The organism is Nostoc sp. DSM 114160 (assembly GCF_053470305.1).
In genome coordinates this window covers 2,259,028-2,281,889 of record NZ_JBPFGO010000001.1, presented here as the reverse complement: position 1 = coordinate 2,281,889, position 22,862 = coordinate 2,259,028, and the positions used below count along the sequence as shown (strand labels likewise).

Annotated in this window: 25 protein-coding genes; 17 read left to right on the top strand and 8 right to left on the bottom strand. The window is 42.1% G+C overall.

Features of this window, described 5'->3' with window-relative positions:
- The first annotated feature begins 14 nt into the window (after positions 1-14).
- The 8 genes from NSTCB13_RS10345 to NSTCB13_RS10310 all read left to right on the top strand — a co-directional run bounded on the left by NSTCB13_RS10345 (position 15) and on the right by NSTCB13_RS10310 (position 5,954).
- Positions 15-584 carry a hypothetical protein gene (locus NSTCB13_RS10345; protein WP_448272260.1) on the top strand — a complete coding sequence of 190 codons (570 nt, stop codon included), beginning with the start codon at positions 15-17 and terminating at the stop codon, positions 582-584.
- A gap of 27 nt (positions 585-611) precedes the next feature.
- Positions 612-1,385, top strand: coding sequence for a nucleoside phosphorylase (locus NSTCB13_RS10340; RefSeq protein ID WP_448272259.1), 774 nt, complete (start codon positions 612-614; stop codon positions 1,383-1,385).
- Positions 1,386-1,829: 444 nt separating this feature from the next.
- Positions 1,830-2,393, top strand: a complete 564-nt coding sequence (locus NSTCB13_RS10335) for a retropepsin-like aspartic protease family protein (RefSeq protein ID WP_448272258.1) — start codon at positions 1,830-1,832, stop codon at positions 2,391-2,393.
- A 125-nt stretch (positions 2,394-2,518) separates the two neighbouring features.
- A complete protein-coding gene (locus NSTCB13_RS10330) occupies positions 2,519-3,097 on the top strand; it encodes a glycoside hydrolase family 25 protein (RefSeq protein ID WP_448272256.1) in 579 nt (192 codons plus the stop codon).
- A 28-nt stretch (positions 3,098-3,125) separates the two neighbouring features.
- On the top strand, positions 3,126-3,377 hold the full coding sequence (locus tag NSTCB13_RS10325) for a peptidoglycan-binding domain-containing protein (protein WP_448272255.1): 252 nt from the start codon (positions 3,126-3,128) through the stop codon (positions 3,375-3,377).
- Between the two features lie 557 nt (positions 3,378-3,934).
- Positions 3,935-5,299, top strand: a complete 1,365-nt coding sequence (gene miaB, locus NSTCB13_RS10320) for a tRNA (N6-isopentenyl adenosine(37)-C2)-methylthiotransferase MiaB (RefSeq protein WP_448272253.1) — start codon at positions 3,935-3,937, stop codon at positions 5,297-5,299.
- 29 nt (positions 5,300-5,328) lie between these two features.
- On the top strand, positions 5,329-5,523 hold the full coding sequence (locus NSTCB13_RS10315; RefSeq protein WP_448272251.1) for a hypothetical protein: 195 nt from the start codon (positions 5,329-5,331) through the stop codon (positions 5,521-5,523).
- Positions 5,502-5,954 (top strand): hypothetical protein, encoded by a 453-nt coding sequence (locus NSTCB13_RS10310; RefSeq protein WP_448272250.1) that lies wholly within the window; start codon positions 5,502-5,504, stop codon positions 5,952-5,954. Before NSTCB13_RS10315 ends, NSTCB13_RS10310 begins: the two co-directional genes overlap by 22 nt.
- A gap of 96 nt (positions 5,955-6,050) precedes the next feature.
- Here NSTCB13_RS10310 and NSTCB13_RS10305 read toward each other — a convergent pair whose 3' ends face one another.
- Positions 6,051-7,028 carry a bestrophin family protein gene (locus NSTCB13_RS10305; RefSeq protein WP_448269661.1) on the bottom strand — a complete coding sequence of 326 codons (978 nt, stop codon included), beginning with the start codon at positions 7,026-7,028 and terminating at the stop codon, positions 6,051-6,053.
- A gap of 517 nt (positions 7,029-7,545) precedes the next feature.
- On the opposite strand from NSTCB13_RS10305, the gene NSTCB13_RS10300 reads away from it, so the two are divergent.
- Positions 7,546-7,689, top strand: coding sequence for a hypothetical protein (locus tag NSTCB13_RS10300; protein ID WP_448272249.1), 144 nt, complete (start codon positions 7,546-7,548; stop codon positions 7,687-7,689).
- A gap of 232 nt (positions 7,690-7,921) precedes the next feature.
- Here the strand turns inward: NSTCB13_RS10300 and NSTCB13_RS10295 are convergent, their stop codons facing one another.
- The 4 genes from NSTCB13_RS10295 to mnmG all read right to left on the bottom strand — a co-directional run bounded on the left by NSTCB13_RS10295 (position 7,922) and on the right by mnmG (position 11,764).
- A complete protein-coding gene (locus NSTCB13_RS10295; protein WP_448272248.1) occupies positions 7,922-9,271 on the bottom strand; it encodes a hypothetical protein in 1,350 nt (449 codons plus the stop codon).
- Positions 9,241-9,423 (bottom strand): hypothetical protein, encoded by a 183-nt coding sequence (locus NSTCB13_RS10290; RefSeq protein ID WP_445629470.1) that lies wholly within the window; start codon positions 9,421-9,423, stop codon positions 9,241-9,243. Before NSTCB13_RS10290 ends, NSTCB13_RS10295 begins: the two co-directional genes overlap by 31 nt.
- Before the next feature lie 113 nt (positions 9,424-9,536).
- A complete protein-coding gene (locus tag NSTCB13_RS10285; RefSeq protein WP_448272246.1) occupies positions 9,537-9,794 on the bottom strand; it encodes a hypothetical protein in 258 nt (85 codons plus the stop codon).
- Between the two features lie 47 nt (positions 9,795-9,841).
- Positions 9,842-11,764: a tRNA uridine-5-carboxymethylaminomethyl(34) synthesis enzyme MnmG gene (gene mnmG, locus NSTCB13_RS10280; protein WP_448273171.1), complete on the bottom strand. Its 1,923-nt coding sequence runs from the start codon at positions 11,762-11,764 to the stop codon at positions 9,842-9,844.
- Between the two features lie 381 nt (positions 11,765-12,145).
- Between mnmG and NSTCB13_RS10275 the strand changes: the two genes are divergently transcribed.
- The 8 genes from NSTCB13_RS10275 to NSTCB13_RS10240 all read left to right on the top strand — a co-directional run bounded on the left by NSTCB13_RS10275 (position 12,146) and on the right by NSTCB13_RS10240 (position 18,756).
- Positions 12,146-13,018 carry a D-alanyl-D-alanine carboxypeptidase family protein gene (locus NSTCB13_RS10275; RefSeq protein WP_448272244.1) on the top strand — a complete coding sequence of 291 codons (873 nt, stop codon included), beginning with the start codon at positions 12,146-12,148 and terminating at the stop codon, positions 13,016-13,018.
- Positions 13,019-13,081: 63 nt separating this feature from the next.
- Positions 13,082-14,593 (top strand): NYN domain-containing protein, encoded by a 1,512-nt coding sequence (locus NSTCB13_RS10270; RefSeq protein WP_448272242.1) that lies wholly within the window; start codon positions 13,082-13,084, stop codon positions 14,591-14,593.
- A gap of 265 nt (positions 14,594-14,858) precedes the next feature.
- Positions 14,859-14,990 (top strand): hypothetical protein, encoded by a 132-nt coding sequence (locus tag NSTCB13_RS10265; RefSeq protein ID WP_448269652.1) that lies wholly within the window; start codon positions 14,859-14,861, stop codon positions 14,988-14,990.
- Positions 14,991-15,087: 97 nt separating this feature from the next.
- Positions 15,088-15,219, top strand: coding sequence for a hypothetical protein (locus NSTCB13_RS10260; RefSeq protein WP_445629466.1), 132 nt, complete (start codon positions 15,088-15,090; stop codon positions 15,217-15,219).
- A 338-nt stretch (positions 15,220-15,557) separates the two neighbouring features.
- On the top strand, positions 15,558-15,716 hold the full coding sequence (locus tag NSTCB13_RS10255; RefSeq protein ID WP_445629465.1) for a hypothetical protein: 159 nt from the start codon (positions 15,558-15,560) through the stop codon (positions 15,714-15,716).
- A 96-nt stretch (positions 15,717-15,812) separates the two neighbouring features.
- Positions 15,813-17,837, top strand: a complete 2,025-nt coding sequence (locus NSTCB13_RS10250; RefSeq protein ID WP_448272241.1) for a GAF domain-containing sensor histidine kinase — start codon at positions 15,813-15,815, stop codon at positions 17,835-17,837.
- A 314-nt stretch (positions 17,838-18,151) separates the two neighbouring features.
- Entirely contained in the window at positions 18,152-18,535 is a 384-nt protein-coding gene (locus tag NSTCB13_RS10245) for a response regulator (RefSeq protein WP_448272239.1), read from the top strand.
- On the top strand, positions 18,535-18,756 hold the full coding sequence (locus tag NSTCB13_RS10240) for a Uma2 family endonuclease (protein WP_448272237.1): 222 nt from the start codon (positions 18,535-18,537) through the stop codon (positions 18,754-18,756). The genes NSTCB13_RS10245 and NSTCB13_RS10240 overlap by 1 nt, the downstream gene beginning before the upstream one ends.
- A 235-nt stretch (positions 18,757-18,991) precedes the next feature.
- Here the strand turns inward: NSTCB13_RS10240 and cheB are convergent, their stop codons facing one another.
- The 3 genes from cheB to NSTCB13_RS10225 all read right to left on the bottom strand — a co-directional run bounded on the left by cheB (position 18,992) and on the right by NSTCB13_RS10225 (position 22,683).
- Entirely contained in the window at positions 18,992-20,140 is a 1,149-nt protein-coding gene (gene cheB / locus NSTCB13_RS10235; protein WP_448272235.1) for a chemotaxis-specific protein-glutamate methyltransferase CheB, read from the bottom strand.
- A 184-nt stretch (positions 20,141-20,324) separates the two neighbouring features.
- Entirely contained in the window at positions 20,325-21,566 is a 1,242-nt protein-coding gene (locus NSTCB13_RS10230; protein WP_448273169.1) for a hybrid sensor histidine kinase/response regulator, read from the bottom strand.
- Positions 21,529-22,683 carry an Hpt domain-containing protein gene (locus NSTCB13_RS10225; RefSeq protein ID WP_448272233.1) on the bottom strand — a complete coding sequence of 385 codons (1,155 nt, stop codon included), beginning with the start codon at positions 22,681-22,683 and terminating at the stop codon, positions 21,529-21,531. The genes NSTCB13_RS10230 and NSTCB13_RS10225 overlap by 38 nt, the downstream gene beginning before the upstream one ends.
- Between the last annotated feature and the right edge of the window lie 179 nt (positions 22,684-22,862).

Below are 22,862 nucleotides of genomic sequence, written 5' to 3'. Positions count from 1 at the left end.
TTTATAAGAAAAAAATGACTGGTCAAATTAGCGATCAATTAATTTATAAAAGTCAAATATTCTGTATTGCAGGTGTTGATGGCGTGGGATTATTTGAGCCAACGCAACACGGTTTTTCTCCTCAATGTGGTACAACAGCTTGTTGGCGAGGCTATTGTTGTACTTATAAGGTAATAGAAGAGACCCTTTACTTAAAAGAATTAATTATCTCTCTCAGCCTCAAAGAAAAACTTATGATAAAACACGGTAGAGGTAGAGGTAGAGATTTTATAGGTGTCTTCCCTTCTCTTCGACATACACATGTAGGCCATCCTAGTGCTATTTATGACGATCTCAATCATCTGGTGGAATTTACAGGAAGCTTATTAGCAGGTAATAATTTTATTAATAACCTATATGTTCATCTTGGCTTTCAATCTGCTTATAAATATGAGGAAGTTCATGAACTTATCTTTGAGAATGGTTATCTGATGCAAAGTATTGACCGCTCCGAAGAAATGGCAGAAATTCGCCAAAAGATTATTCCACCGTTTTATTTATATGACCAATGGCATCTGACATGGAGAGGTAAAAACGGTTCGTAGATAAGATAATCCAAAATCTAAAATTTAATGCCAAATCAACGCTTTTATCACATTGGCTTTGGACAAGACGATTTAGGTTCATCGCCTCCTAGCATTGCTTTATTATCTGGCGATCCAGAGCGATCGCATCTAATTGCCCAAACTTATTTCCAAGATGTCCGTCTATTGTCAGAAAATCGCGGACTCAGTAGTTACATGGGATACTTACCTAATGGTCGCAGCATCTTATCAGCTACTAGTGGTATGGGCGCACCTTCATTAAGTATTGTGGTGAATGAGTTAATCCAAGTAGGAATCCGGCAAATTATTCGCATTGGAACTTGCGGATCGATCCAACCTTATATACCAGTCGGTAGTGTTGTTATTAGCAGTGCAGCATTATGTCGCCAAGGTGCAGCGAATGACATTGCACCTGTGGAATATCCAGCCGCAGCCGATCCGTTTCTGACAGTCGCTTTAGTTAAAGCCGCACGAGAATTAAAGGTTGAACATTACATCGGAATTACGGCATCAGTTGATACTTTTTACGAAGGACAAGAACGCACTGATTCAGCTAATCCAAATTTAATGCGATCGCTGCATGGCATTACAGAAGAATATCAGCGCTTGAATATCTTGAATTATGAGATGGAATGCGGCACGCTATTTAAAATGGCAGGTGTGTATAATTTTGCGGCTGCTGCTGTTTGCGGTGTAGTTGCTTCGCGTACTGATAGTGAAAATATCATCTTAGAACAAAAAGATATTGCTGTTAAAAATGCGATTGCAACTGCTGTAAATGCAGTAGCAACCTTTGAGTAAGTTAACAAATTTATCTTATCCAACTTCTTAGTATGTCAGATTTAATCTGCTCTAAATATTTTTATCATGTCTTTACCTAATCTTTAATTTACCAATCAGTAATTATATGTAAGATGTATTGAGTAAGATGCAATTTCATATTTTTGATATATAGAACTAGTATTTTATTTTTGAAATTACTCGTAGAGGCAGGGAACAGGCAATAGGCAATAGTGAAGAAGAGGATTATAAGTGTACGGATTTTTTTCAGAAATCAAACCGGATTCCTATACATATATAAAAAATTAATTAATTTAAAACTAAAAAAGTTGTTATAAATGTCTATTTAAACCGATATAATTTGAATCTTTATCTGAAAAACTTGTTATTTAACACCATGTTTTACAGGCGCCATGATGAGTTTAGCTATTAAGAGTAATCACAAAAATTGGAGCGCAGTATAACATGAAGAATGCTTGGAGGCGTTGGATTACAACCGTTAATCTAGCTGCAATTGCACTAATGCCGACGCTGATATTTTTAGCATTCTCTCATCGGGCAACAGCAGACGATCCAGGAGCGTGTTACATGATAACTTCTTCTGGTAAAACCGTTGGATTGGGAAGAATTTGTGGCAATATCATAGCCACACCTTCAGACAATAAAGTTTTTCGAGTCTCAATTAAACGCCGTTTTGGTGGAACTCCTGTGATTGATGTCACCTTCAACGACAAAAAAACCTTTGAAATGATTGTAGATACAGGTGCTAGTGGAACCATTATCACTCAAGATATGGCGAATACACTGCAACTACAGGCTACAGGTACAATGCAAGCCCAAATTGCTGATGGTAGTGAAGTAAAATTTTCAACCAGTAAGGTAAAATCTATTGCAGTAGGTGGAGTTACAGCCAATAATCTTCAAGTAGCGATCGCACCAAAAGCAAGCATCGGCTTACTAGGTCACGATTTCTTTGGCAACTATGATATTAGGATTCTGGAAACAGAAGTTGAATTTCATCACCGCTAAGTTATAACACCATCCAGATATTTGCGACTTGTAAAGATTTTACTTGCTGCATAGAAGATTTGCGAAAACAGCCGATATGACATTGTAGCTAGCCAAGTATTTTTACATACAAGGACAGACAACATATGTCAGTTGAAGGTATTGACGTTTCTGATTACAGCGAGAATATCGATTGGGAAAAAGTGAAAAGTCAGGGTATTCACTTTGCTTATGCCAAAGTGAACTACGGAACCTATAAGCAAGATACTCGGTTTGCTTCTTACTGGCCTGCCATAAAGAAAGCTGGTATTATTCGTGGGGCATATCTCTTCTTTCGTCCTTCCGAGGAGGTTGACCCGCAGGTAAAAATGTTTGCTCAAGCCCTAGAGATAGAACCAGGCGATCTCCCCCCAGTCGTAGATATTGAACAAGACTATTACAATCATGGACAGAACGATCATTGGGATGACTTGAGTTCCACAGAAAAGCTTAACAAAATTACCAACGTCTTAACTGCGGTGGAAGTTGCTACAGGTTATAAACCGATCATCTATACTGGGCCTAGCTTTTGGGACGATAAGATCAAAACCTCACGTTTTGCTGACTATGACCTATGGATTGCACATTTTGATACAAACACTCCTACTATTCCAGGTGGGTGGGAATTTCAAACTTTCCACCAATACAAAGGCGACCCAGACAGGTTTTCCTGGGATAGCAGGTGATCTAGATCGGAATAGATTCAATGGTGCTTTGGATCGTCTCCAGGCTTTAACCGTTCCTGCTGTTTCACTTCAGGAAGGTCGCATCGGTCCGAAAGTCAAGAAGTTGCAGCAGGCTTTAAAAAAAGTTGCCCAAGACTCAACTCACCCAGAATTCGATCCAGGAGCGCCAGATGGTATTTTTGGCCCAGCTACTAAAAAGGCTGTTATCGCTTATCAGCAAGCTAACAGTCTCACAGCTAATGGCATTGTTGCCCCTGGAGACAAATTAGCGATCGCCTAAGTTAAGCTTGATTGTGAAAAAAATCTTGATGGCTTGCACAAACGCGATTAATCATGTATCTAAGTTACGTTTAATGTAAATTAAGCTTTGAAACCCTTGTAATTTCATAGGTAATCCCAAAACCGAGAAACCCCTACGGAATCAGCAGCGTTTCTAATTCACATCAAACGTAAGTCATACAAACCCAAAAAAAGCATTTTTGACAACTAAATACTACTATTAAGTAACCGTCAATTAAATTATGGGAATGGTTTGTGGTTGCATTTCTACAAACCCTCCCCCAAATCAATCTTGACAGTCTACTTTTCTCGGTTCGCATACCCTAATTATCAGCAAGAGATTTCTTTGGCAACGATGACATCAAGATTCTGGAGAAAGAGGGCAAATTTGATCGCCGCTAATGCTTGTAGTTTGTCAATTTTTTAGATTTGTATATTGAAATTATTTCAACCTGCCCGTTTCTTTCAAGAGTTACTCAGCACTCCTGAAGCCGGTTAAGAGCGTTATAGAATAGAAATAAACCTGACATACATTACGCTGATTCAGCAGAATTGCCCATGACCACTTCTAAACGCCAATATCACATTACTACTTTCGGTTGTCAGATGAATAAAGCTGACTCAGAGCGCATGGCTGGCGTTTTGGAAGACATGGGCTTTGAGTGGTGTGAAGATCCGAATCATGCAGATGTGATTCTCTACAATACCTGCACCATTCGGGATAATGCTGAACAAAAGGTATATTCCTATCTTGGCAGACAAGCAAAGCGTAAACATGAGCAGCCTGATTTAACTCTTATCGTTGCTGGTTGTGTTGCCCAGCAAGAAGGAGAAGCGCTGTTGCGGCGAGTGCCAGAATTAGATTTGGTAATGGGGCCACAACACGCCAACCGTCTGAAAGACTTATTGGAGTCAGTATTTGAAGGCAACCAAGTTGTCGCAACCGAAGCAGTTCACATTATTGAAGATATCACTCAGCCGCGACGAGATAGTACAGTGACCGCTTGGGTGAATGTGATTTACGGCTGTAACGAACGCTGCACCTATTGCGTGGTTCCCAATGTGCGCGGTGTCGAACAATCTCGCACGCCGTTAGCTATCCGGGCGGAAATGTCAGAATTAGGACGGCAAGGTTACAAAGAAATTACTCTACTCGGTCAAAATATTGATGCTTACGGCAGAGATTTACCTGGAGTCACACCAGAAGGTAGGCATCTGCACAACTTTACAGATTTGCTTTATTACGTGCATGATGTACCGGGAATTGAAAGGCTAAGATTTGCTACTAGCCATCCCCGTTATTTTACTGAAAGATTAATTCAGGCTTGTGCTGAGTTACCCAAGGTGTGCGAACACTTCCACATTCCCTTTCAATCTGGGGATAACGAACTTTTAAAGGCGATGTCGCGGGGTTATACCCATGAGAAATATCGCCGGATTATCGATACCATTCGGCGGTATATGCCAGATGCCTCGATTAGTGCCGATGTAATTGTCGGTTTTCCTGGGGAAACCGAAGCACAGTTTGAAAATACCCTGAAACTGGTAGAAGATATAGGCTTTGATATGTTGAATACAGCAGCATATTCGCCGCGTCCGGGGACACCAGCCGCTTTGTGGGACAATCAACTGAGTGAAGAAATTAAAAGCGATCGCCTGCAACGACTCAATCATCTGGGAAACTTGAAAGTAGCAGAGCGATCGCAACGTTACTTTGGACGCATTGAAGAAGTTTTAGTAGAAGACCAAAATCCTAAAGATTCAACCCAGGTAATGGGACGCACTGGCGGTAATCGTTTGACCTTTTTTAGCGGTAACATCAAAGAACTCAAAGGGCAGTTGGTGAAGGTAAAAATTACCGAAGTCCGACCTTTTAGTTTGACGGGTGAACCAGTTGAAGTGAGGCAAACTGTTTTGCAGTAAGAACCATTTAAAGATTACACCCCTGACTTATGATGAAGTTACCGCAAACGATTCCAGTTCTTCTTTTTGGGGCTAGCTTGGCTGTAATTTCCCCTCAACATTGTGCTGCTTTCACTGTTCAACAAATAGCTATTCTTGCTCAAGCATCAAGCGATTTGCCAATGGTCAAATCGGCTGGGGGGGACTGTCCCCCGATATGGATGTGCCTTGGTCGAAAGCCGTAAGAATTGTTGACCCTTTTGAAGGGGAGTTTCTTGGGGTTTTCGACCGCAATTCTTTAGGTGGCTATTTGTACCGTGAAGGTTCAAAGCAAGTTATTAGTTTGTGGACTCCTTCGAGCATTCGAGTACTCGTAACAGTAAATTCGGGTCAAGCAATGTCTTCTTTTTACACCGCCGATCGTGTGTATCCCAGACCTGACTATCTTAGATTTGTCACGACTAAAAAAGTCGATAAATTTTTGCTTAAGGTTAGAGAAAAAATTTTTCAATTAGACGGTTCAACCGGCACATTTGCTGTCAATAAAGAATTAGCTGCTGCTTTGAAAAATGCTCCAGATGAGAACTTAGATATCAGACTAGTTTTGGAAGGAGGTCAAACTGTTGATAGCGAAATTGGTAAAGGGACGGTAAAAGCTTGGCGAATTATTTATTAAGCGATCGCATTTTTCAGCCAAGTATTTTCTATCTTTAATAAAGGAAAAATCTCTCCGTTATCATCAAAAGTTGCTCGATCAAATTTATTTACAGATTTAATAAGAACGAACATTGTTAGAAGTAAGCCTAATTAATTCTTCAACATTGTTGGAGATTGTATTGCAAATAGTATTTAAAGGCAAGTCATTAGGATCGAACCCAAAAGGTTCTTCGATTTCTGAGCCAATTTGTTCAATACTTAATAATGTAAAACTTACAAAAGCCATTACTATACCAGTCCACCAATTTAAAAAGCTTACAATTTCCAAAGGCAATATAAGACAAAAAATTAATAACAGTTGTCTGAGTTTAATAGTATATATCAAAGGCAGCGGCGTTTTTAAAATGCGTTCGCAACCACCTAAAATATCGACTAAATCATCTACACAATTATGTAGAGTCGTTAATTGATAGACATTTAGACAATTCCGGTCATGCTGGTACTGCAAGTAATCTCCTATCCAATAAGCAATTTGTAGTGGAGGATGATCGCTATGTTGGAGGTGTAAATATTGTTTTTCAGACATTAATGATGCCAACTGAGTATCTAAAGGCACCGATCTTAGATGTAACTTCATTGCAACTGCAAAAGCAGCTACTAACCGAAGCATTGCTTCTTTTTCTAATTTATCCTGTGGTGTCTTCTCTTTAACTATTATCGCAATTCCCCGAGTTAAGTTACGCGATGTATTAACTAAAGCTCCCCATAGTTGACGACCTTCCCAAAATCTATCATGGGCTGTATTCGTCCGAAAGACTAATAGTAATGTAAAGCCAATATTAAAGCTTAAAACAGCATTGGTAAGAATATTACTGGAATCTGAAAATGCTATTGGTAATCCTAAATGAGCTAAAAATGAGATGAAAGTACCATATATAGTACAAAAAATTACCCAAGGAAGAATGATAGAGATAATTGACCTTTCAAGCCGAATAGTTACTTGAAGCCAGTTCAGTTTTTCGCCTTTGTAAAGATGATACTTTTCTTTTAAAGAGTTTTTAGAATTATTTTGAAAATAGTTAGGTTGTTTCATGTTGTTAAGGTTTCAGAATTACATCAATTAGCAAACTAACTTTTTTAGCTCAATATATCTTGTTTAAGCAAGATGTAGGTTTCCATATAGTCACCGTAATGGAACTATAATAAACATAAATTATAGTTGTAACATTGAAATTTATTTCTGTGAACCATCTTTAGATAGGGAAATTCAATATTGTCTTCCAATTCTTCACCACAAACCTGATTTTCTGCTTATATTGATTAAACGTTGTAATATTTCACTGATTTATGAGATAATTAGACAAAATTTCCAGTTATTTACAGTAAATATTTACTTTTTATCATCAGCAGACCGATGCCTACAACAGACTACGCCTAAAAATTTGGGTTAATAACAGTGTAGTGAATGCGTAACTATCAAGCTACAAAAGGAGATAAATCCAATGAAATTTGATATTAAGCCAGGGAGTTACCCAATTTTAGATGTCCGTTTTGAGAAAAAGCAGTATTGGGAGAAGGGTTATGCAAATACTTTTTAAAAGGACAGAACTATGTCATTACTATATGATTTAGTCGAAACTTATTTGAATAAAGATTTAGCAACAGTATTTACACAAGTTGGCATTGAAAGTATCAAAATTACCGAAATCAATCGGCAAATTCTCAAAAAAGTATCCTTGCTCAATAGTTACTAGAGTCTGCTGAAGGTAAAAGCGATCTTGCTATCAATAAGGCTAATAATATTAAAACTATTAAGGCGCGATCGCATGAGCTAGGCTAGGCAATCTTAACAGTGCCGACAGAAATAGAGAACTATTTGACGCAATCGAGTTATTTCAATCAATTATTTCTGGTAACAGTATTGTTAATGGCGATCGATGAGTTTAATCTTTAAACTCTCCTCAACCAGATAGTGAGTTAAAAAATTTATAGTTTCTGTCCTGCATAAATCGATCGCACTTCGCCATTACGTCGGACGACTGCTTCGCCATTACTGACATCTACTAGTGTCCAACCGCTTGAGCCGATACTTTCACCCATATTGATGCGGCGAGTCACGCCATCAATTTTAAACAAAGCGGCAGATTTGTTGCCCAACTCTAGCAATCCCTCTAAGGTATTACTCGGAGCAACTGCGATCGCAGTTGCCGGATATACTTGTTCTTGAGTAATAGTTGGTTCTGACTCTGGTGCGAGTGCAGCACGCAATGGAACTACTGGTAATGCAGGCAGAGGTTTGGGTGTTTGGCGCACGGTAATGGGTGCAGTTTTGGCTGCCACCGGCTTGAGTTCGGCTCGTACAGCCGCAGCTAACATATTGACAGTTACAGGCTTGGCAGCTTGTCGCACTGTATTCAGGGCAGTTTTCACAACATTAGGTTGAGATACCCGTAACGCACTGGCAACTTGTGGTAAAAGTGTGGGAGTCCCCGGAATGGCTGGAAGGGCATAGCGCATTGGTGACGGCGCTTGATAAACGGGGACATAGATACGCTCAACAACGCTTCCAGAACGATTGGGGGCTGGTGGTGTATTATTAGCTAGAAGTGGAAGTGCTGGTAGATTACCAGTTGCTTGCTCGCGACCAAGGGCTATTTGGTTAGTATTTGCCTGACTGGAAAATCCTGGACTGAAAGATTTTTGATTGCTTTTTGCTCCTTGCTTATCTATAACAGCCAGCGATTGGAGCATATAGTCAACTAACTCTGCCTCAATTTCTGTTTTTACGGGCAACCGTGACTGCGATTGCGGCAATAGAAGCGCCGACTCAGGCAATTTATTATTTAAAAGATATACGACTCCAGACTGCACCAAGTAAATCGTGCTAGCGATCGCCACGCCTAAAGTTGTTCCGATAATCAGCAGCTTGCCCAAAACCGAACTAGTTTTTTGACGCTTTCTACTAACTGGTTTAACAGTAGAGGTGTCAAATACAACGGTACTCAATTGCTTGTGCCGATCTTGAGCAACTGACTGTACTCCTTGATTCCAAGTAATCTGTGGTATCATAACTGTTTGCAGAGGCACATATTCTGGAGGCGATTGGCGTTGAGCTTGGGCGGAAACTCCAGCAACAAAGTGGCTCGATCTGTTCTGACTACTGTGCCTAACAGTTTGAGAAGGCAGATTACCACTAGCATCCAGAATGTAGTCGATATCGGCAAAGAGTTCATCCATTAGGCCATCAGCATAGTTTTCTATCGACCAAGGCTCGTTGGTGATTAAGTCTTCTGATGGTTCTGGTACTATGAGACGGGTGCTGGCTTCTTGTAACATAGACGTTCTGGGTTGTTGCTTGGACGAGGAAACGCCACCCCTACTGACTTGAAAGTGCTGAGTGCTGAGTGCTGAGTGCTGAGTAAAAATACCAGTTCCCAGTTTCCAGTCCCCAGTTCCTCTTTCATACTTGGTGGTGATACTTGTTTCATTGAGACTGCCTGGAAATTAGGATTATCAGAGGAGGCAAGTAGAGGGCAGTTATTACTGAAGTAAATAAGTATGAATAAAAACTTCAGCTTTGGGTAATTACCCGGTCTAAAAATCAGAATTGTATTAAGACGTGTTGAGCGAGATACAAAGCTTGGAGCCGCTTTGCCTCCGATCTTGCGCCTATCCTATGCAGTTGTGCTTGGGTTACTCCTGCCTGGTTGTTGAGCGTAGTCGAAACACTGCCTCCTGAATAATGAAACATCCAATCCCCCATCTGATTCAGATAAGTTGATTGAGTGTTGGTATTAAACTCAACTTTCATCTGGGGATTGTTGATGATGCCACTACTAATCTTGATGTCATCTATCATACCAATCTCTCTCCCTACTACTATACTCAGTCTTTATCAAGCTTGTGTTAAGCTAACGCTGGAAACTCTGACTGGCTCTTGGTTCTACGCAATTCTAGATATAATAATAAGGCGTTAATATCCGCTGGGTTTACACCACCTATACGTGCAGCTTGACCAAGGGTAAGTGGTTTTATGTGAGTCAGCTTTTCCCGTGCCTCTTTAGAAAGAGTATCAATTGTTGTGTAGTCTAAATCTCTAGGTAACTGGCGGTGAGCTTGGCGGGCAATTTGGTCAATTTGATTTTGTTGCCTAGCGAGATAACCAGAATATTTGATGTCAATTTCTGCGCCTTCTTTCTCGGCCCGGTTGAGGTTAGGGTTTCCCAGTCCGAACCTGTCGAGGTCAACGTAATGTAATCCTGGACGCCGCAACAAGTCATTGAGGGTAATCGAACCTTTAATTGCTTGTTGCGTATCAGATGCGATCGCTATTCCAATTTCATCATGTTCTTTAACTCGTATGGCTTGCAATCTTTGTTTTTCTGTGGTGATATTACCCTGTTTTTGAGTAAATATATCCCAGCGGCGATCGTCAATTAAACCAATCTCCCTTCCCAAGGGTGTCAGACGTTGGTCGGCATTGTCAGAACGCAATAGCAATCGGTACTCTGACCGACTTGTAAGCATCCGGTAAGGTTCCCGTAGGTCTTTTGTACACAGGTCATCAACTAGCGTCCCAATGTAACTTTGCTCGCGGGCAAAGACAACCATTTCTTGAGAGCGAACAAATCGAGCGGCATTAATTCCTGCCACCAGCCCTTGAGCAGCAGCTTCTTCATAACCTGTGGTGCCGTTAATCTGCCCAGCACAAAACAGTCCGGCAATCTTTTTAGTCATCAGTGTGGGGTAACACTGAGTTGCTGGTAAATAGTCATATTCCACTGCATAGGCGGGACGCAGCATCACACATTTTTCCAAACCAGGGAGAGTCCGCAACATTTGCAGTTGCAAATTTTCTGGCAACCCTGTAGAAAACCCTTGAATATAAAGTTCGGGTATATCCCTTCCTTCTGGTTCAATAAAGATTTGGTGGCTTTCTTTGTCGGCAAAGCGGACAATCTTATCTTCGATACTGGGACAATAGCGCGGCCCTTTGGCTTCCACCCAACCGCCATAAACTGGCGACAGGTGCAAATTTTCTTGAATCAGGCGATGGGTTTCGGGGGTTGTGCGGGTGATGTAGCAAGGCATTTGTTCTCGTTCTACCCACACATTCGGGTCAAAGCTAAACCAGCGCACATCTTCATCTCCAGGCTGGATGAGCATTTTACTGTAATCTACCGATCGCTTATCTACCCGCGCTGGAGTTCCAGTTTTAAGTCTGCCGGTTTCAAATCCCAGGCGATTTAGGGTTTGTGTCAATCCTTCAGCCGCAAATTCCCCAGCGCGTCCGGCTGGCATTGATTTGTTTCCAACCCAAATTTTGCCTCCCAGGAAGGTGCCGGTTGTCAAGATGACTGCTTTACATTGGAACCCGACACCAAAATATGTTTCAACCCCAATGACTTCATCATTAGCGCCCAGCACCAAATCTGTTGCCATACTTTCGCGGATTGTCAAGTTTTCTTGATTCTCAACAACATTTTTCATCACTGCTGCATATTCGCGCTTGTCCGTCTGGGCGCGTAATGCCCAAACAGCAGGCCCCCGTGAAGAGTTGAGGATACGTTTTTGCAAGTAGGTGCGGTCTGCTAGTTTACCAATTTCTCCGCCGAGTGCATCTACCTCATGAGTCAACTGAGATTTAGCTGGACCACCTACTGCTGGGTTACAAGGTTGCCAAGCGATTTTATCCAAGTTGAGCGTCAATAGCAGGGTACGACAACCGAGGCGTGCAGAGGCAAGAGCTGCTTCGCAACCGGAGTGACCTGCACCGACGACTATGACATCAAAAGCGTCTTGGAATTCAACGGAATTGTGCATGGTCATACTTACAGGATCGGCAAGCTTAGAGTTCTTTTCAATTTTAACTGTTCCAGTGGTTTCATGGATGTAACTTTCTAATAAAAAAGTTATCAAACTTACTAGTACTCACTTAAAGGCAGGATTTCATTTTTTAACTTTAGAGAAAGTAAAAAATATCATTTTTTAAAATTTGTGACAACATTCCGGTTTGGCGATCGCAGTTATTGTTCAAAGCGTTAACCCAGCACCAATTAATTTATCACTGGTATATATTAGATATTTTCTCGAATTTGGATTATCCGATAGTTCAATGCCGATAAACTATCTGTGATTTTAAGTTATCAATAATCAATGCCGCCTAAAAAATATCAATTATATTCTTGAATCACTAAGTAATTATTGAGAATGAAACTTACCCTCAAAAATCAAAGAAATATTAATAGGTTTATTAGAAAGACAAGTTTCATCAGTATCGTTATATTGATGATTTTTGTATTAGTAGCTAGCAATGAGATTACCCACCACAAAGTTGCTATAACTGCTCAACCATTACAAGAATGCTTGATTAATAATTCATTACCTTGTATAGATACCTATAAAAATACAAGATCGGAACCATTTATTCCCGATCCCAAATTAGATGCTAAACAGCGTTTTTTATCTGCGATCGCTAGAAAATTAGCCACAATTCCCCAGCCCGGTACTTATGAATATACTTTGCTGCGAAGCTATGGTGCAGTATTCGTAAATCCCGATGTTGGGATTAAACTACCGCCAAAAGATATTTTTGCTAATGAACAAGAAACCCAAGAGTTTCAAGCTACTTTAACAATGGGTCATGTTGATGGCACTAACGACTGTTATTTACAAAAATCGGCGGCTGATGCTTTAAATAAAGCGCGAGTCCAACAACAAATTCCGCTAAAATCTGGTTATGGCTCTGGTGATTGCACTCGCACTTTCAACACGAATTTAAGATTTTGGCACAAGTATGCTAACGATCGAGTTTTAGCAAAAGTTCAACAAGGTAAAGAAACAAAAATTCTCGGTTTAGTTGCACCTCCCGGAACTTCACAACATCTCTGGGGATTAGCCATTGATTTACGCGTAGGTAGTAAAGAACAGAGAAAAGCTCTTAATCAAAATGGTTGGTTTCAAACTGTAGAAAATGATACTCCCCATTGGACTTATGTGGGTTTATCTGAAGATAATTTACCTTTGTTTGGGTTTAAAAAACAAGCTATTAGAGGCATTACTTATTGGATTACGCCGCTTTGATTGTTCAATAGCATGAAAACTTGGGAATACTAAACTTAAATGTGTATTGTCACGGATTTAGCTATGCCAAATGAAGCTGCTAACCAGGAGCAAGACTTGCTAATTGATTTATTAAGAGCGACTTATCAAAATCAGGAACTATATCCAATTCTGCAACATAACTTAAGTAAACTCAACGATAATTTAGCTTTAAAGCTGCGAAAATGGGTAAGCGATCGCTTTGCTAAAGAACCTGCCATTGCTATTAATTTAGCTAGAGTTATTATCAAACTGAGTACCATTATTCAAGAGTTTGAACAAGGGAACATTGCTAGTAATTTAGAAATTGCTATCGCAGGTTATGAAACCGTTTTACAAGTGTGTACCCGTGAAGCTTTTCCCAAAGAATGGGATATCGTTCAGCAAGCTTTAATAACAGCTTATCAACAACGCCAGTATATTCTCTCCAGAACCATTGGTGAACTGCGAGAGCAGACTGTCCAAACTCAAAGTCAGATTAATACATTAACTGAGCAGTTACAAGAAGAATTACAACAAGCAAAATTACAAGTTAATGACTTAACAACAACAATTACGGAGTTAAAACAGGAAACGAATAGTTCAGAGTCAGCGCCAGAAATAACGTCTTTAATCGCTGAGTTAAAAGAGTTAAAGCAGCGTCAGATTCGTGTAGAGCAGTTTACTTCCAAGGTTCATGCTTCACCTAATATTGGGCAGTTCAATACAGCTATTTTTTATGATATTGAAAATCTCACAATGGGTAGAAGCAACCCTAACCTAAATTTTTCTCTGAAACAAATTCAAACAAACCTAGAAAATACTAACCTAGTTAATAAAATTGCTATCCAATGTGCTTATGCTGACTGGAGTGATTCTCGATTAAGGCTACTCAAGAATGAAATTCAAGAACTTGGCATCGAAGCAATTCAAATTTTTGATTACAGCCATAAACGGAATGCAGCAGATATGCAACTAGCCATTGATGTTATGGAATTAGCCCAGAGTCGTCCTACGTTGCAAGTTTTCGTTATTGTATCAGGCGATGGTGCATTTGCCGCTTTAGCTAAAAAGCTCCATGAGTATGGAAAAACTGTAATTGGATGTGCTTACGAAGGACAAATTAATCGTATTCTCAAGTCTGTTTGCGATTGCTTTATACCTATACCTGCTCCCCAGGTAAAAATAGAGGATATTTCAACTAATGAAGTAACTAGCGAAAGTTTATTAAATGATAATATTTTAATAGCAACTAATAAAGTTTTGCAAGATTTAAAGCAGAATATCGAGCAATTAAATCAGCTTCAAGAAGGTGGTATTGATCTGAATCAGATTTACCACATATTGAAAGATAATATTCCCAATTTTGACCAAAAAAGAAAACAGCATGGTTACAAATTGGCAAAATTTTTAAAAAAAGTCATTGAAGGAACAGATATTTGTCTATCGAGTGATAATAATAAATTAATTTTGAGAGAAACGTTAACTTTAGGCTCTAATGGCTCATCAAATAGAACTTTAAATGGTGGTACCCCTTATTTAAGGACTAGAGTGCTTACTACAAACTCCGTCACCTAATTCTGAATTTTGACGACTGACGTATGTATTCTGTTTTGATAAATTTCAAAATAAAAATCCAGTTAATCTTTACAAAAAGTACAGGTAATTTGGCAAATAAAACTTTTTTATCTTTAGCTCCGTTCTTCAACTCTTCTAAAAGTACTTTTTACAAAAGTTGAAGAAAGAGTATGCTATTGACGACTGTTATTCATTAACAATCGTAAAGCCTTCATAATCAACGACTCCACTTACAGCATTTGGTAAATTAACGTTACCAAGTAAGGTGGCAGTTGCAAAGCCAGCGCCATTAGTATTTGTGGCACTACCTATACCTAGACCCGATCCAATACTGCACGCTTTGTGGATTTTTAACTCGGAATTGGATTTAGGGAAAAGGTTACTGGGTTTAGGTTAAAGGTTTTTCCTTTCCGCTTCCCCTTTTCCCCAAAACCCGACAAGTATTGAGACCCGATCTGTAGCAGCAAAGATCAATATCACAAAAAAGCAAGCCGATGAAGTCATTCATCGGGTGCAATCAACAAGGCTGGTATGCAAGACCAAGACAGTACGGACTTAATCGTGTGGCTTTGAGTGCCGAACAAGTGATTGCGTTGTTGGGAGTTAGAGCGACAGTAGCGGCTTAGTTGCTAAAGGTAGAAAGGGCGATTACTTCCCAAGACAAAAGCAATCGCCTCCAAAATCTAATCGCTTAAGAAGTACCAATCATGACACAAAGTACAGCAAGTAACCTCTTACTTCAAGTAGATGAGTGTCAAGAGAAAATTTTCCTACTTGCTACAGATGTGAATGCAGAGGTGTAAGAAATCCCTAGTACTGCAAGTGAGAAAGGCGTAGGCGTAGCCCGCCTTCGGCATCGCAGTCCAAGAGAAAAGCAATCGCCGCTCAACCGAAATTTAGACAATCGAAATCATCATGTCAAAAAAGCGGGGGCATTATTGATATCATGTCCGGGTAATCACTTATGATTACCGGATCTGTGCAAAAATCCCAAAAGTCTCTTTCCCCCAGCAAGAACTGCCCTCTAAATAATAAGTCTTCAACCGGACATGATATGACTGCGGGTTATGCCGCGATCGCTAACAGAAGAAATTCTGTCCAGCTTGGAATTGTTATGTTTTGAAGCTTAAAGCTATAGAATTTTTACGTTTTTTTCTATTCTCCATGACCTCAATTAAGACTTAAATGATAGCGATCGCACCTCAATTAAAATAAAACTATGAAAATCCCTGAATTATTACTTGATTCCATGCTCCCCTGCACCAACGAACTGACACGACTCAAAGCAGTGTATCAATTTCAGGGTTTGGATGCTCTACCCAATCGGGCATTAGATGACTTAACAGCACTGGCAGCCGATCTGTGCGAAACTCCAATGGCACTGGTGAGTTTTATCGGAGCCGATCGCCAGTTGGTTAAATCTAAAATAGGAATCACATTAACAGAAAGTCGCCGAGACCTCGCGTTTTGTAACTACACCATTCGCCAGTCAGATATATTTGTGATTCCAGATACCCTGGCCGATCCCCGCTTTGCCACCAATCCCTTCGTTATAAATGCTCCTAATATCCGGTTTTATGCCGGAGTCCCCCTGGTAATCACTGGCGGTTGTGTCTTGGGTACACTCTGCGTCATGGACATTGAACCGCGCGATCTGAATCAGAAACAACGGAAAGGATTGCAGACACTCAGCCACCAAGTAATAGCGCAATTGGAGCTAAAGCGCAACACCACGAAACTGCGTCAAACGATCCCGGAAATCAAACAACTAAAACAGCAATTGATTACCCAGGAATTGGTTGGTCAACAAGATTCAATTCTGTTTAACCTGGCAAATCAAATTCGTAATTCTCTGGATCTGGACACGATTTTACAAACGGCAGTGAATGAGATTCATGCTCTGTTGCAAGTCGATCGCTGTGACTTTGTGTGGTGTCTGCCTAACAAAGATCGGTTCAAGTTTATGGTGACTCACGAAGCGACGAACCCAGAGATTCAGATGGCGTTGGGTGAACTTTCCTTAGGGCCAGGCTCCGTTCTGGCAGAAACTATCTTAAATCTAAATATGCTAAGGATTGAGGATGTTTCTACTACCTCAGAAGCACTCACTCCAGAGGATCGCGCCCTGCTGCATCAACTGGCAGTAACCTCGGTGCTGTTGCTGCCACTGAGAACCCATTCTGGTCAATTGGGTGCTATTGTTTGCCATCACTGTCGCGGTTCGCGCCAATGGACTGATAGTGAAGTCCGGTTACTCAAAGCTGTTACCGATCAAGTAGCGATCGCTCTCGATCAAGCAGAACTGCTTGCCCAAACACGAGCAACCGCCTTGGCAGCTCAAACTCAAGCCACCTATCTGGGGAACGCCCTGAGCCAGTTACAGCAAACCCAAATGCAACTGGTACAGCAAGAGAAGATGTCGAGCCTGGGACAATTGGTGGCCGGAGTTGCCCACGAAATCAACAACCCGGTCAACTTTATTAACGGTAATATTGCTTATGCAAGCGACTATGTTCGGAATTTGCTGGAACTATTGCATCTTTATCAGGCAACCTATCCCAATGGAACTGATGCTATTCAGGAAAAGATAGAGTTCATCGATCTTGATTTCTTGATGCAAGATTTGCCTAATCTATTGTCGTCGATGCAAATGGGTGGAGAACGAATTCGGCAAATTGTCCTATCTCTGCGCAACTTCTCGCGCTTGGATGAAGCCGAGATGAAACCTGTGGATATCCATGAAGGGATTGACAACACGTTGTTAATTTTGAAGAGTCGGTTGAAATTAACTAGTGCCAAGTTTGAGATTCAGGTGATTAAAGCATACGACAATTTACCGCCTGTTGATTGTTATGCGGGGCAATTGAATCAAGTATTTATGAATCTTTTGGGTAACGCGATCGATGCCTTAGATGAAACGCCTAATCCGATCGTTACCATTCAAACAGAACTCATTAGTAGAGAATCGGGTAGTTCCGATCTATCCCAATTCTCCCACGCAGATAGTGTAGTGATTCGGATTCGAGATAACGGTTCTGGGATGACAGAAACAACCCTGCAAAAACTGTTCAATCCATTCTTCACGACCAAACCCATCGGCAAGGGAACCGGGCTGGGACTGTCTATCAGCTATCAAATTGTGGTTGAAAAACATGGCGGCATTTTAAAATGCTCCTCAGAACTGGGGAAAGGCAGCGAGTTCTTGATTCAAATTCCGGTTGAGCCTCTGGTTAAAAGTACTTGAAGTGTGTATAAAATTATCAAAATATCAATTGTTCAAGTCTGACTTTGGGAATGCTAGGGTCAGGAGGCAGGAGGTCGAACGCAAGAGCGTGTCGTAGACAAGGCAGTTCTTGCTTGAGGAACCCACCCCTACTCATAGTGGGATCGATCTTGGACGCTTTATACAACGCGTCAGCACGTCTGGGTATAATTCTTTGTTTAAACTGGGCTTTAAACCCTGCAACTTTAGTTTTAATTGATACTCCTAACTCCTGCCTCCAGCAAGACTGCCTTTTTGTAAACGCCAACGATGATTGACTCATCGACTTGTAAACTATGTCAAATGGTACGACAAGCTCACCGATTGTTCTCGCGCTTGATGATAGCCCTGTGATTCATCAAATGATTAAACGAGCGTTAGAACCGGGCTATCAAGTAATAACAGTCGCTAACGCGGTTGATGCTCTGTCGATCATTTATCATCAACGGATTTCAGTCTTGCTATTGGATGTGCAGATGCCGGATGTAAACGGGTTGGAATTTTGCCGCACGGTGCGGAGTCTGCCCCAGTTTCAGCATTTGCCCGTGATTATGGTGACTTCTCAAGATTCCCCCTTCGACCGGGTGAAGGGTCATCTGGCGGGTGCAACAGAATATTTGATCAAACCTTTTGATGCTGAACAATTGCGAGAAGCTGTACGACAATTTATTGACTCCTGATGTGCTTGTTCGACTATCGTTACAAACGCACAGAATATGCAGTGCGAGGGATTGCGGAATACTGGATTATTGACCCGGAAAAGCAACAAATAACGCTGTGCTTATGGGTGAATGGGCAATATGAAGACACGATTTATACGGGTAACACCCCCTTAGCATCGACGATCGTTCCTGGTTTTAAGTTGAGTGCTGCTCAAATTCTGGCATTTGGACAAAATTAGCCCCTTGGATAAGATGCGTTGCACGTTATAGCTACACCTAACCCAATACGGTTCGGATAAGCATTTTGAACTCAAAATAGGGTTTGGGGAAAAGGGAAATGGGTTTGCGGTTAAAGGTTTTTTATTCCCCTTTCCCCTTTAACCGAACCGTATTGACACCTAACCCCGCCGATATAGCGGTCGCCAGGTAGGTTAGGACATAAACTGAATATAGAACCAAGACACCAAGAGACTTTCAACCCTGTCCTCTGTCACCTGTTCCCTGTCCCCTGCTATAACTGGAAATTCGATTCAATAGCATGGGAGCAATTTCGCCGATCGCCAAAATATGTTGGGCGGCTCCCAGAGCGATCGCTTCTTTGGGCATCCCGAAGACAACGCAGGTTTGTTCATCCTGGGCAATGGTAGTACCTCCGGCTTGAGCGATCGCTTGTAATCCATCTGCACCATCCCGCCCCATACCAGTAAGCAAAATACCAACCGCCGATCGCGGGTAGCAGATGGCAACGGCTTGAAACAAAGCTGTCACCGAGGGACGATGCCCGGAAACAGGAGGGGTGCTGACGGTGGTTAATCGCCCTTGAGTATCGAGTTGCAGGTGTTGTCGTTCGGGAGCGAAGTAGACAGTACCCGGTTTGGGAAATTCTCCCGGTTGGGCGATCGTCACGCGCAGGAAACATTCTGCTGCTAGCCAATCTACCAGTCCTTGCAGAAATCCTTCGCTGATATGTTGGACGCACAGAATGGGTACGGGAAAGTTGGCAGGCAGTTGTTTGAGAATCGCGTACAATGCCTGGGGACCGCCTGTGGAAGCTCCGATCGCCACGACTTTGGGCAGGGACGGCAAATTACGAATGGGGAACTGCAAGTTACTGACAGGTTTTAGGCTGAATGGTTCTGGCTTTTTGGGACTAACAAGATGCATTCTGCGTTCTACCGTCGCACGGGAAGTGTGGCGGGTAAAGACTGTAACCCCTGCCAGAACTTTGATCCGGTTAATTAATTCGTGCTTGACTTGTTCGTAGTCTGAAAGTGAGTCAATGTTGGGTTTGGGAAAAACATCCAAAGCACCCGCTTGCAGCAGTTTAAAAACATTGCGGGAATCTTCTTGAGTGTTGACAGAGGTGCTGATTACCAGAATGGGACGGGGATAGTCTGCCATAATCCGGCGGGTGAGTTCCAGTCCATCCATTTTGGGCATGTGTAAATCGGTGCAGATTACCTGGGGCTGTGCGGCTGGAATTCGCTCCAATGCTTCCACGCCATTGCGAGCAGTTCCCACCACATCCACTTCCAGGGAACTCGCCAGAATCCGCTTGAGGATGGTTAAGGCGACGAGCGAATCCTCCACCAGAAAGACGCGAATCGGGGCAGAGTTTTTCATGAATTGACAGTAAGTTGAGATTTTATAGCAGGAGGCAGGAGGCAGTGTTTCGACTACGCTCAACAACCAGGCAGAAGGCAAGAGGTAAAACTATTACTATTCCTAGCATTCACGTTTTCAAAATGTCCTAACCTATGTGACTACAGCTATACGAGAAAATTCTTCTTCATTCATCCAAAAACCTCTACACTAAGCGTTTGAGGGCTGACAGCAAGGCTTCTTGATTAAAGCTGCCTTTGATAATGTAAGCATTGGCTCCGGCTTCCGCACCCCGACGTTTATCTTCATCGCTGGCAAGGGAAGTCACCAGGATAATTGGAAGTTCGCTATATTCTTGATATTGGCGGATTTTGGCAGTTAACCCCAAACCATCGAGATTTGGCATTTGCACATCGCTAACAACGGCATCAACGGTGTGCGATCGCAGCTTGTTCAATCCATCCAAACCATCCACAGCAGTAATTACTTGATAACCTGCGGTTTCTAAAATTCGTTTTTCTTGCGTGCGTGTGGCAATAGAATCTTCGACTAATAAGACGGTTGGTTTTGTGGGTGCAACTTGACGAGTTTGGGTAGAAGAAATGGACTGCGATCGCGATCGGGCTGACTTCACCAAATCCTGGGGATTCAGCACCATACACACATCTCCAGTGCCTAAAATTGTTGCTCCCGAAACATTGCGGACTCGTTTAAGTAACTGACTTTGGGGTTTAATCACTACATCTTGCTCATCTACTAAGGCATCTACCACTACACCCAGTTGTGCTTGCCCAACCTGAAGAATAATACAGGAAAGTGCTGTTTCTTGAGTTAACCCAGATGGCATCGGGGGCAGTTCTAATAAATCGGCCAACTGCACAATCGAAATGGGTTGGCTATCCCGAATTATTGTGTCCCGTCCCTCCAAGGGAAAAATCTCTTCTGATTTGATTAAGCAAGCGGTTTGCACAAACTCGACTGGGATGGCGTATGGCATTTGGTTCACTTGCACAATCAAGACATGGGCAGTTGCCAAGGTGATACCGAGATTGACGCGCAGCGTACATCCCTGTCCAGGAAACGATTCTACCTGAATCGTACCTTTCAATTTCTCGACATTGGTTTGCACCACATCCAGCCCCACACCCCGCCCTGATACTTCTGTCACCAGGGGGGCTGTTGAAAACCCCGGTGCGAAGATCAACGCCTGGATCTGGCTGGGAGTCATTGCTGCCGATTCTTCCTCCCCACAAATGCCCCGTTTCACCGCTATTTGTTTGATTTTATCCAAGTCAAGCCCCCGGCCATCATCACTGATTTCCAGCACAATGTTAGTGGGAGTCTGGTAAGCCCTGAGCCGAATCGTTGCCGTTATTGGTTTTCCTAGCCGTTCCCGTTCTTGTGGTGGCTCAATCCCATGATCGATCGCATTCCGCAGGATGTGCATTAGCGGATCTTTCATTTCTTCCAACAGGCGTTTGTCGGCAAGGGTGTCTTTGCCTTCTGCGATCAACTCCACCAATTTTCCCTGCTGCTGCGCCAGATCGCGCACCATCCGAGGGAAGAGGTTGAAAATCGTTGCAAAGGGCAGCAATCGCAGGGTACGAATACCTTCTTCTAAATCGCCACTTAGTTGTTCCAGTCGGGTTGTGTCTTCTGAAAGGGAACTCTGCAAGGTTTTCACCAAATGACCCCAATTGCTCTAATCGTTTTTCCGAGTGATGATGAAAAGTTTCTAGACGTTGCAGGGCGACATCACCTTGTTGCTCTCGGCTGAAGGCAAACCGATTAGTGAATAAATCTCGATTCCATTCTTCCCACAAATTGGCGATCGCCTCAATTTCTCCCAGCCGATGAGCTATCCGAATTTTAGTGACAGTTAACTCCCCTGCTTGCGTCATCAACGTATCCAGGTGGCGAGTGCCAACGCGAATGGTTTCGATGCGGTAGCTATTGGTGGGGGATTTTGGATTTTCGACTTCGGCTTCGTTCTGTCGAACGATTTTGGATACTTCGACTTCGCTCAGTACAAGTTTTGGATTTTGGATTGCTCCGTTTTCCTTTAGCTCTCGATCCTTATCGAAAGTATTGTTTTGTACTGTATTTATGAATTCAATACTGTTGACTTCTGGTTCCTGACTTGGATTATTTTCCCTTTTCCCTGGTTGCGCTCCCATCAATTCGGCCAGAACAGAAAAGGTATCAACCTTGGCAGGTTCTCCGGTGACGGCTTCATGAACGAGTTTGCGGATAGCAGCGATCGCATGAGCGAGGCGTTCATAAGGTGAATCTGTTGTACCCTTGCCCAATGAGGATGCAGGATTTTCTTGTTGCTTGAGTTGAGTCAAAACATGCTCAATTTGATGTGCCAGAGTGCCTATATCTTTGATTCCCAGCATATTGGCATCGCCTTTGAGAGAATGCGCCTCTCGCATCAAGGCTTCCAGGACAGCCAGATCGTCGGGATGGTTTTCCAAATCCAGCAATCCATCATCCAGGTTTTGCAGGTGTTCTTCGCTGGCTACTTTAAAAACGTCTCTCAGTTCTTCATCATCGATCGTCATAGTTTTAAGTAATTAGAGGTTGAGCCAATACGGTTCTGACTTTTCCCGTTATCTTTTCGTGGAGGTTTTGAGGCAGGAGGCAGAGGGCAGGAGGCAGGAGGAAATAACAAAGTGTTTTTAATATGTAAAAACTTTTGATAAATCATCAATTTAGCCTCCTGCCCCCTGCCTTTCAACTC

Coding starts and splice junctions, on each gene's coding strand:
- NSTCB13_RS10250 (WP_448272241.1), top strand. CDS start 15,813: ATGAAAATCCCTGAATTATTACTTGATTCCATGCTCCCCTGCACCAAC.
- NSTCB13_RS10290 (WP_445629470.1), bottom strand. CDS start 9,423: ATGAAACAAGTATCACCACCAAGTATGAAAGAGGAACTGGGGACTGGA.
- NSTCB13_RS10335 (WP_448272258.1), top strand. CDS start 1,830: ATGAAGAATGCTTGGAGGCGTTGGATTACAACCGTTAATCTAGCTGCA.
- mnmG (WP_448273171.1), bottom strand. CDS start 11,764: ATGACCATGCACAATTCCGTTGAATTCCAAGACGCTTTTGATGTCATA.
- NSTCB13_RS10295 (WP_448272248.1), bottom strand. CDS start 9,271: ATGTTACAAGAAGCCAGCACCCGTCTCATAGTACCAGAACCATCAGAA.
- NSTCB13_RS10340 (WP_448272259.1), top strand. CDS start 612: ATGCCAAATCAACGCTTTTATCACATTGGCTTTGGACAAGACGATTTA.
- NSTCB13_RS10315 (WP_448272251.1), top strand. CDS start 5,329: ATGATGAAGTTACCGCAAACGATTCCAGTTCTTCTTTTTGGGGCTAGC.
- cheB (WP_448272235.1), bottom strand. CDS start 20,140: ATGAAAAACTCTGCCCCGATTCGCGTCTTTCTGGTGGAGGATTCGCTC.
- NSTCB13_RS10255 (WP_445629465.1), top strand. CDS start 15,558: ATGATTACCGGATCTGTGCAAAAATCCCAAAAGTCTCTTTCCCCCAGC.
- NSTCB13_RS10230 (WP_448273169.1), bottom strand. CDS start 21,566: ATGCACATCCTGCGGAATGCGATCGATCATGGGATTGAGCCACCACAA.
- NSTCB13_RS10240 (WP_448272237.1), top strand. CDS start 18,535: ATGTGCTTGTTCGACTATCGTTACAAACGCACAGAATATGCAGTGCGA.
- NSTCB13_RS10305 (WP_448269661.1), bottom strand. CDS start 7,028: ATGAAACAACCTAACTATTTTCAAAATAATTCTAAAAACTCTTTAAAA.
- NSTCB13_RS10225 (WP_448272233.1), bottom strand. CDS start 22,683: ATGACGATCGATGATGAAGAACTGAGAGACGTTTTTAAAGTAGCCAGC.
- NSTCB13_RS10285 (WP_448272246.1), bottom strand. CDS start 9,794: ATGATAGATGACATCAAGATTAGTAGTGGCATCATCAACAATCCCCAG.
- NSTCB13_RS10275 (WP_448272244.1), top strand. CDS start 12,146: ATGAAACTTACCCTCAAAAATCAAAGAAATATTAATAGGTTTATTAGA.
- miaB (WP_448272253.1), top strand. CDS start 3,935: ATGACCACTTCTAAACGCCAATATCACATTACTACTTTCGGTTGTCAG.
- NSTCB13_RS10270 (WP_448272242.1), top strand. CDS start 13,082: ATGCCAAATGAAGCTGCTAACCAGGAGCAAGACTTGCTAATTGATTTA.
- NSTCB13_RS10300 (WP_448272249.1), top strand. CDS start 7,546: ATGTCATTACTATATGATTTAGTCGAAACTTATTTGAATAAAGATTTA.
- NSTCB13_RS10330 (WP_448272256.1), top strand. CDS start 2,519: ATGTCAGTTGAAGGTATTGACGTTTCTGATTACAGCGAGAATATCGAT.
- NSTCB13_RS10245 (WP_448272239.1), top strand. CDS start 18,152: ATGTCAAATGGTACGACAAGCTCACCGATTGTTCTCGCGCTTGATGAT.
- NSTCB13_RS10345 (WP_448272260.1), top strand. CDS start 15: ATGACTGGTCAAATTAGCGATCAATTAATTTATAAAAGTCAAATATTC.
- NSTCB13_RS10260 (WP_445629466.1), top strand. CDS start 15,088: ATGAAGTCATTCATCGGGTGCAATCAACAAGGCTGGTATGCAAGACCA.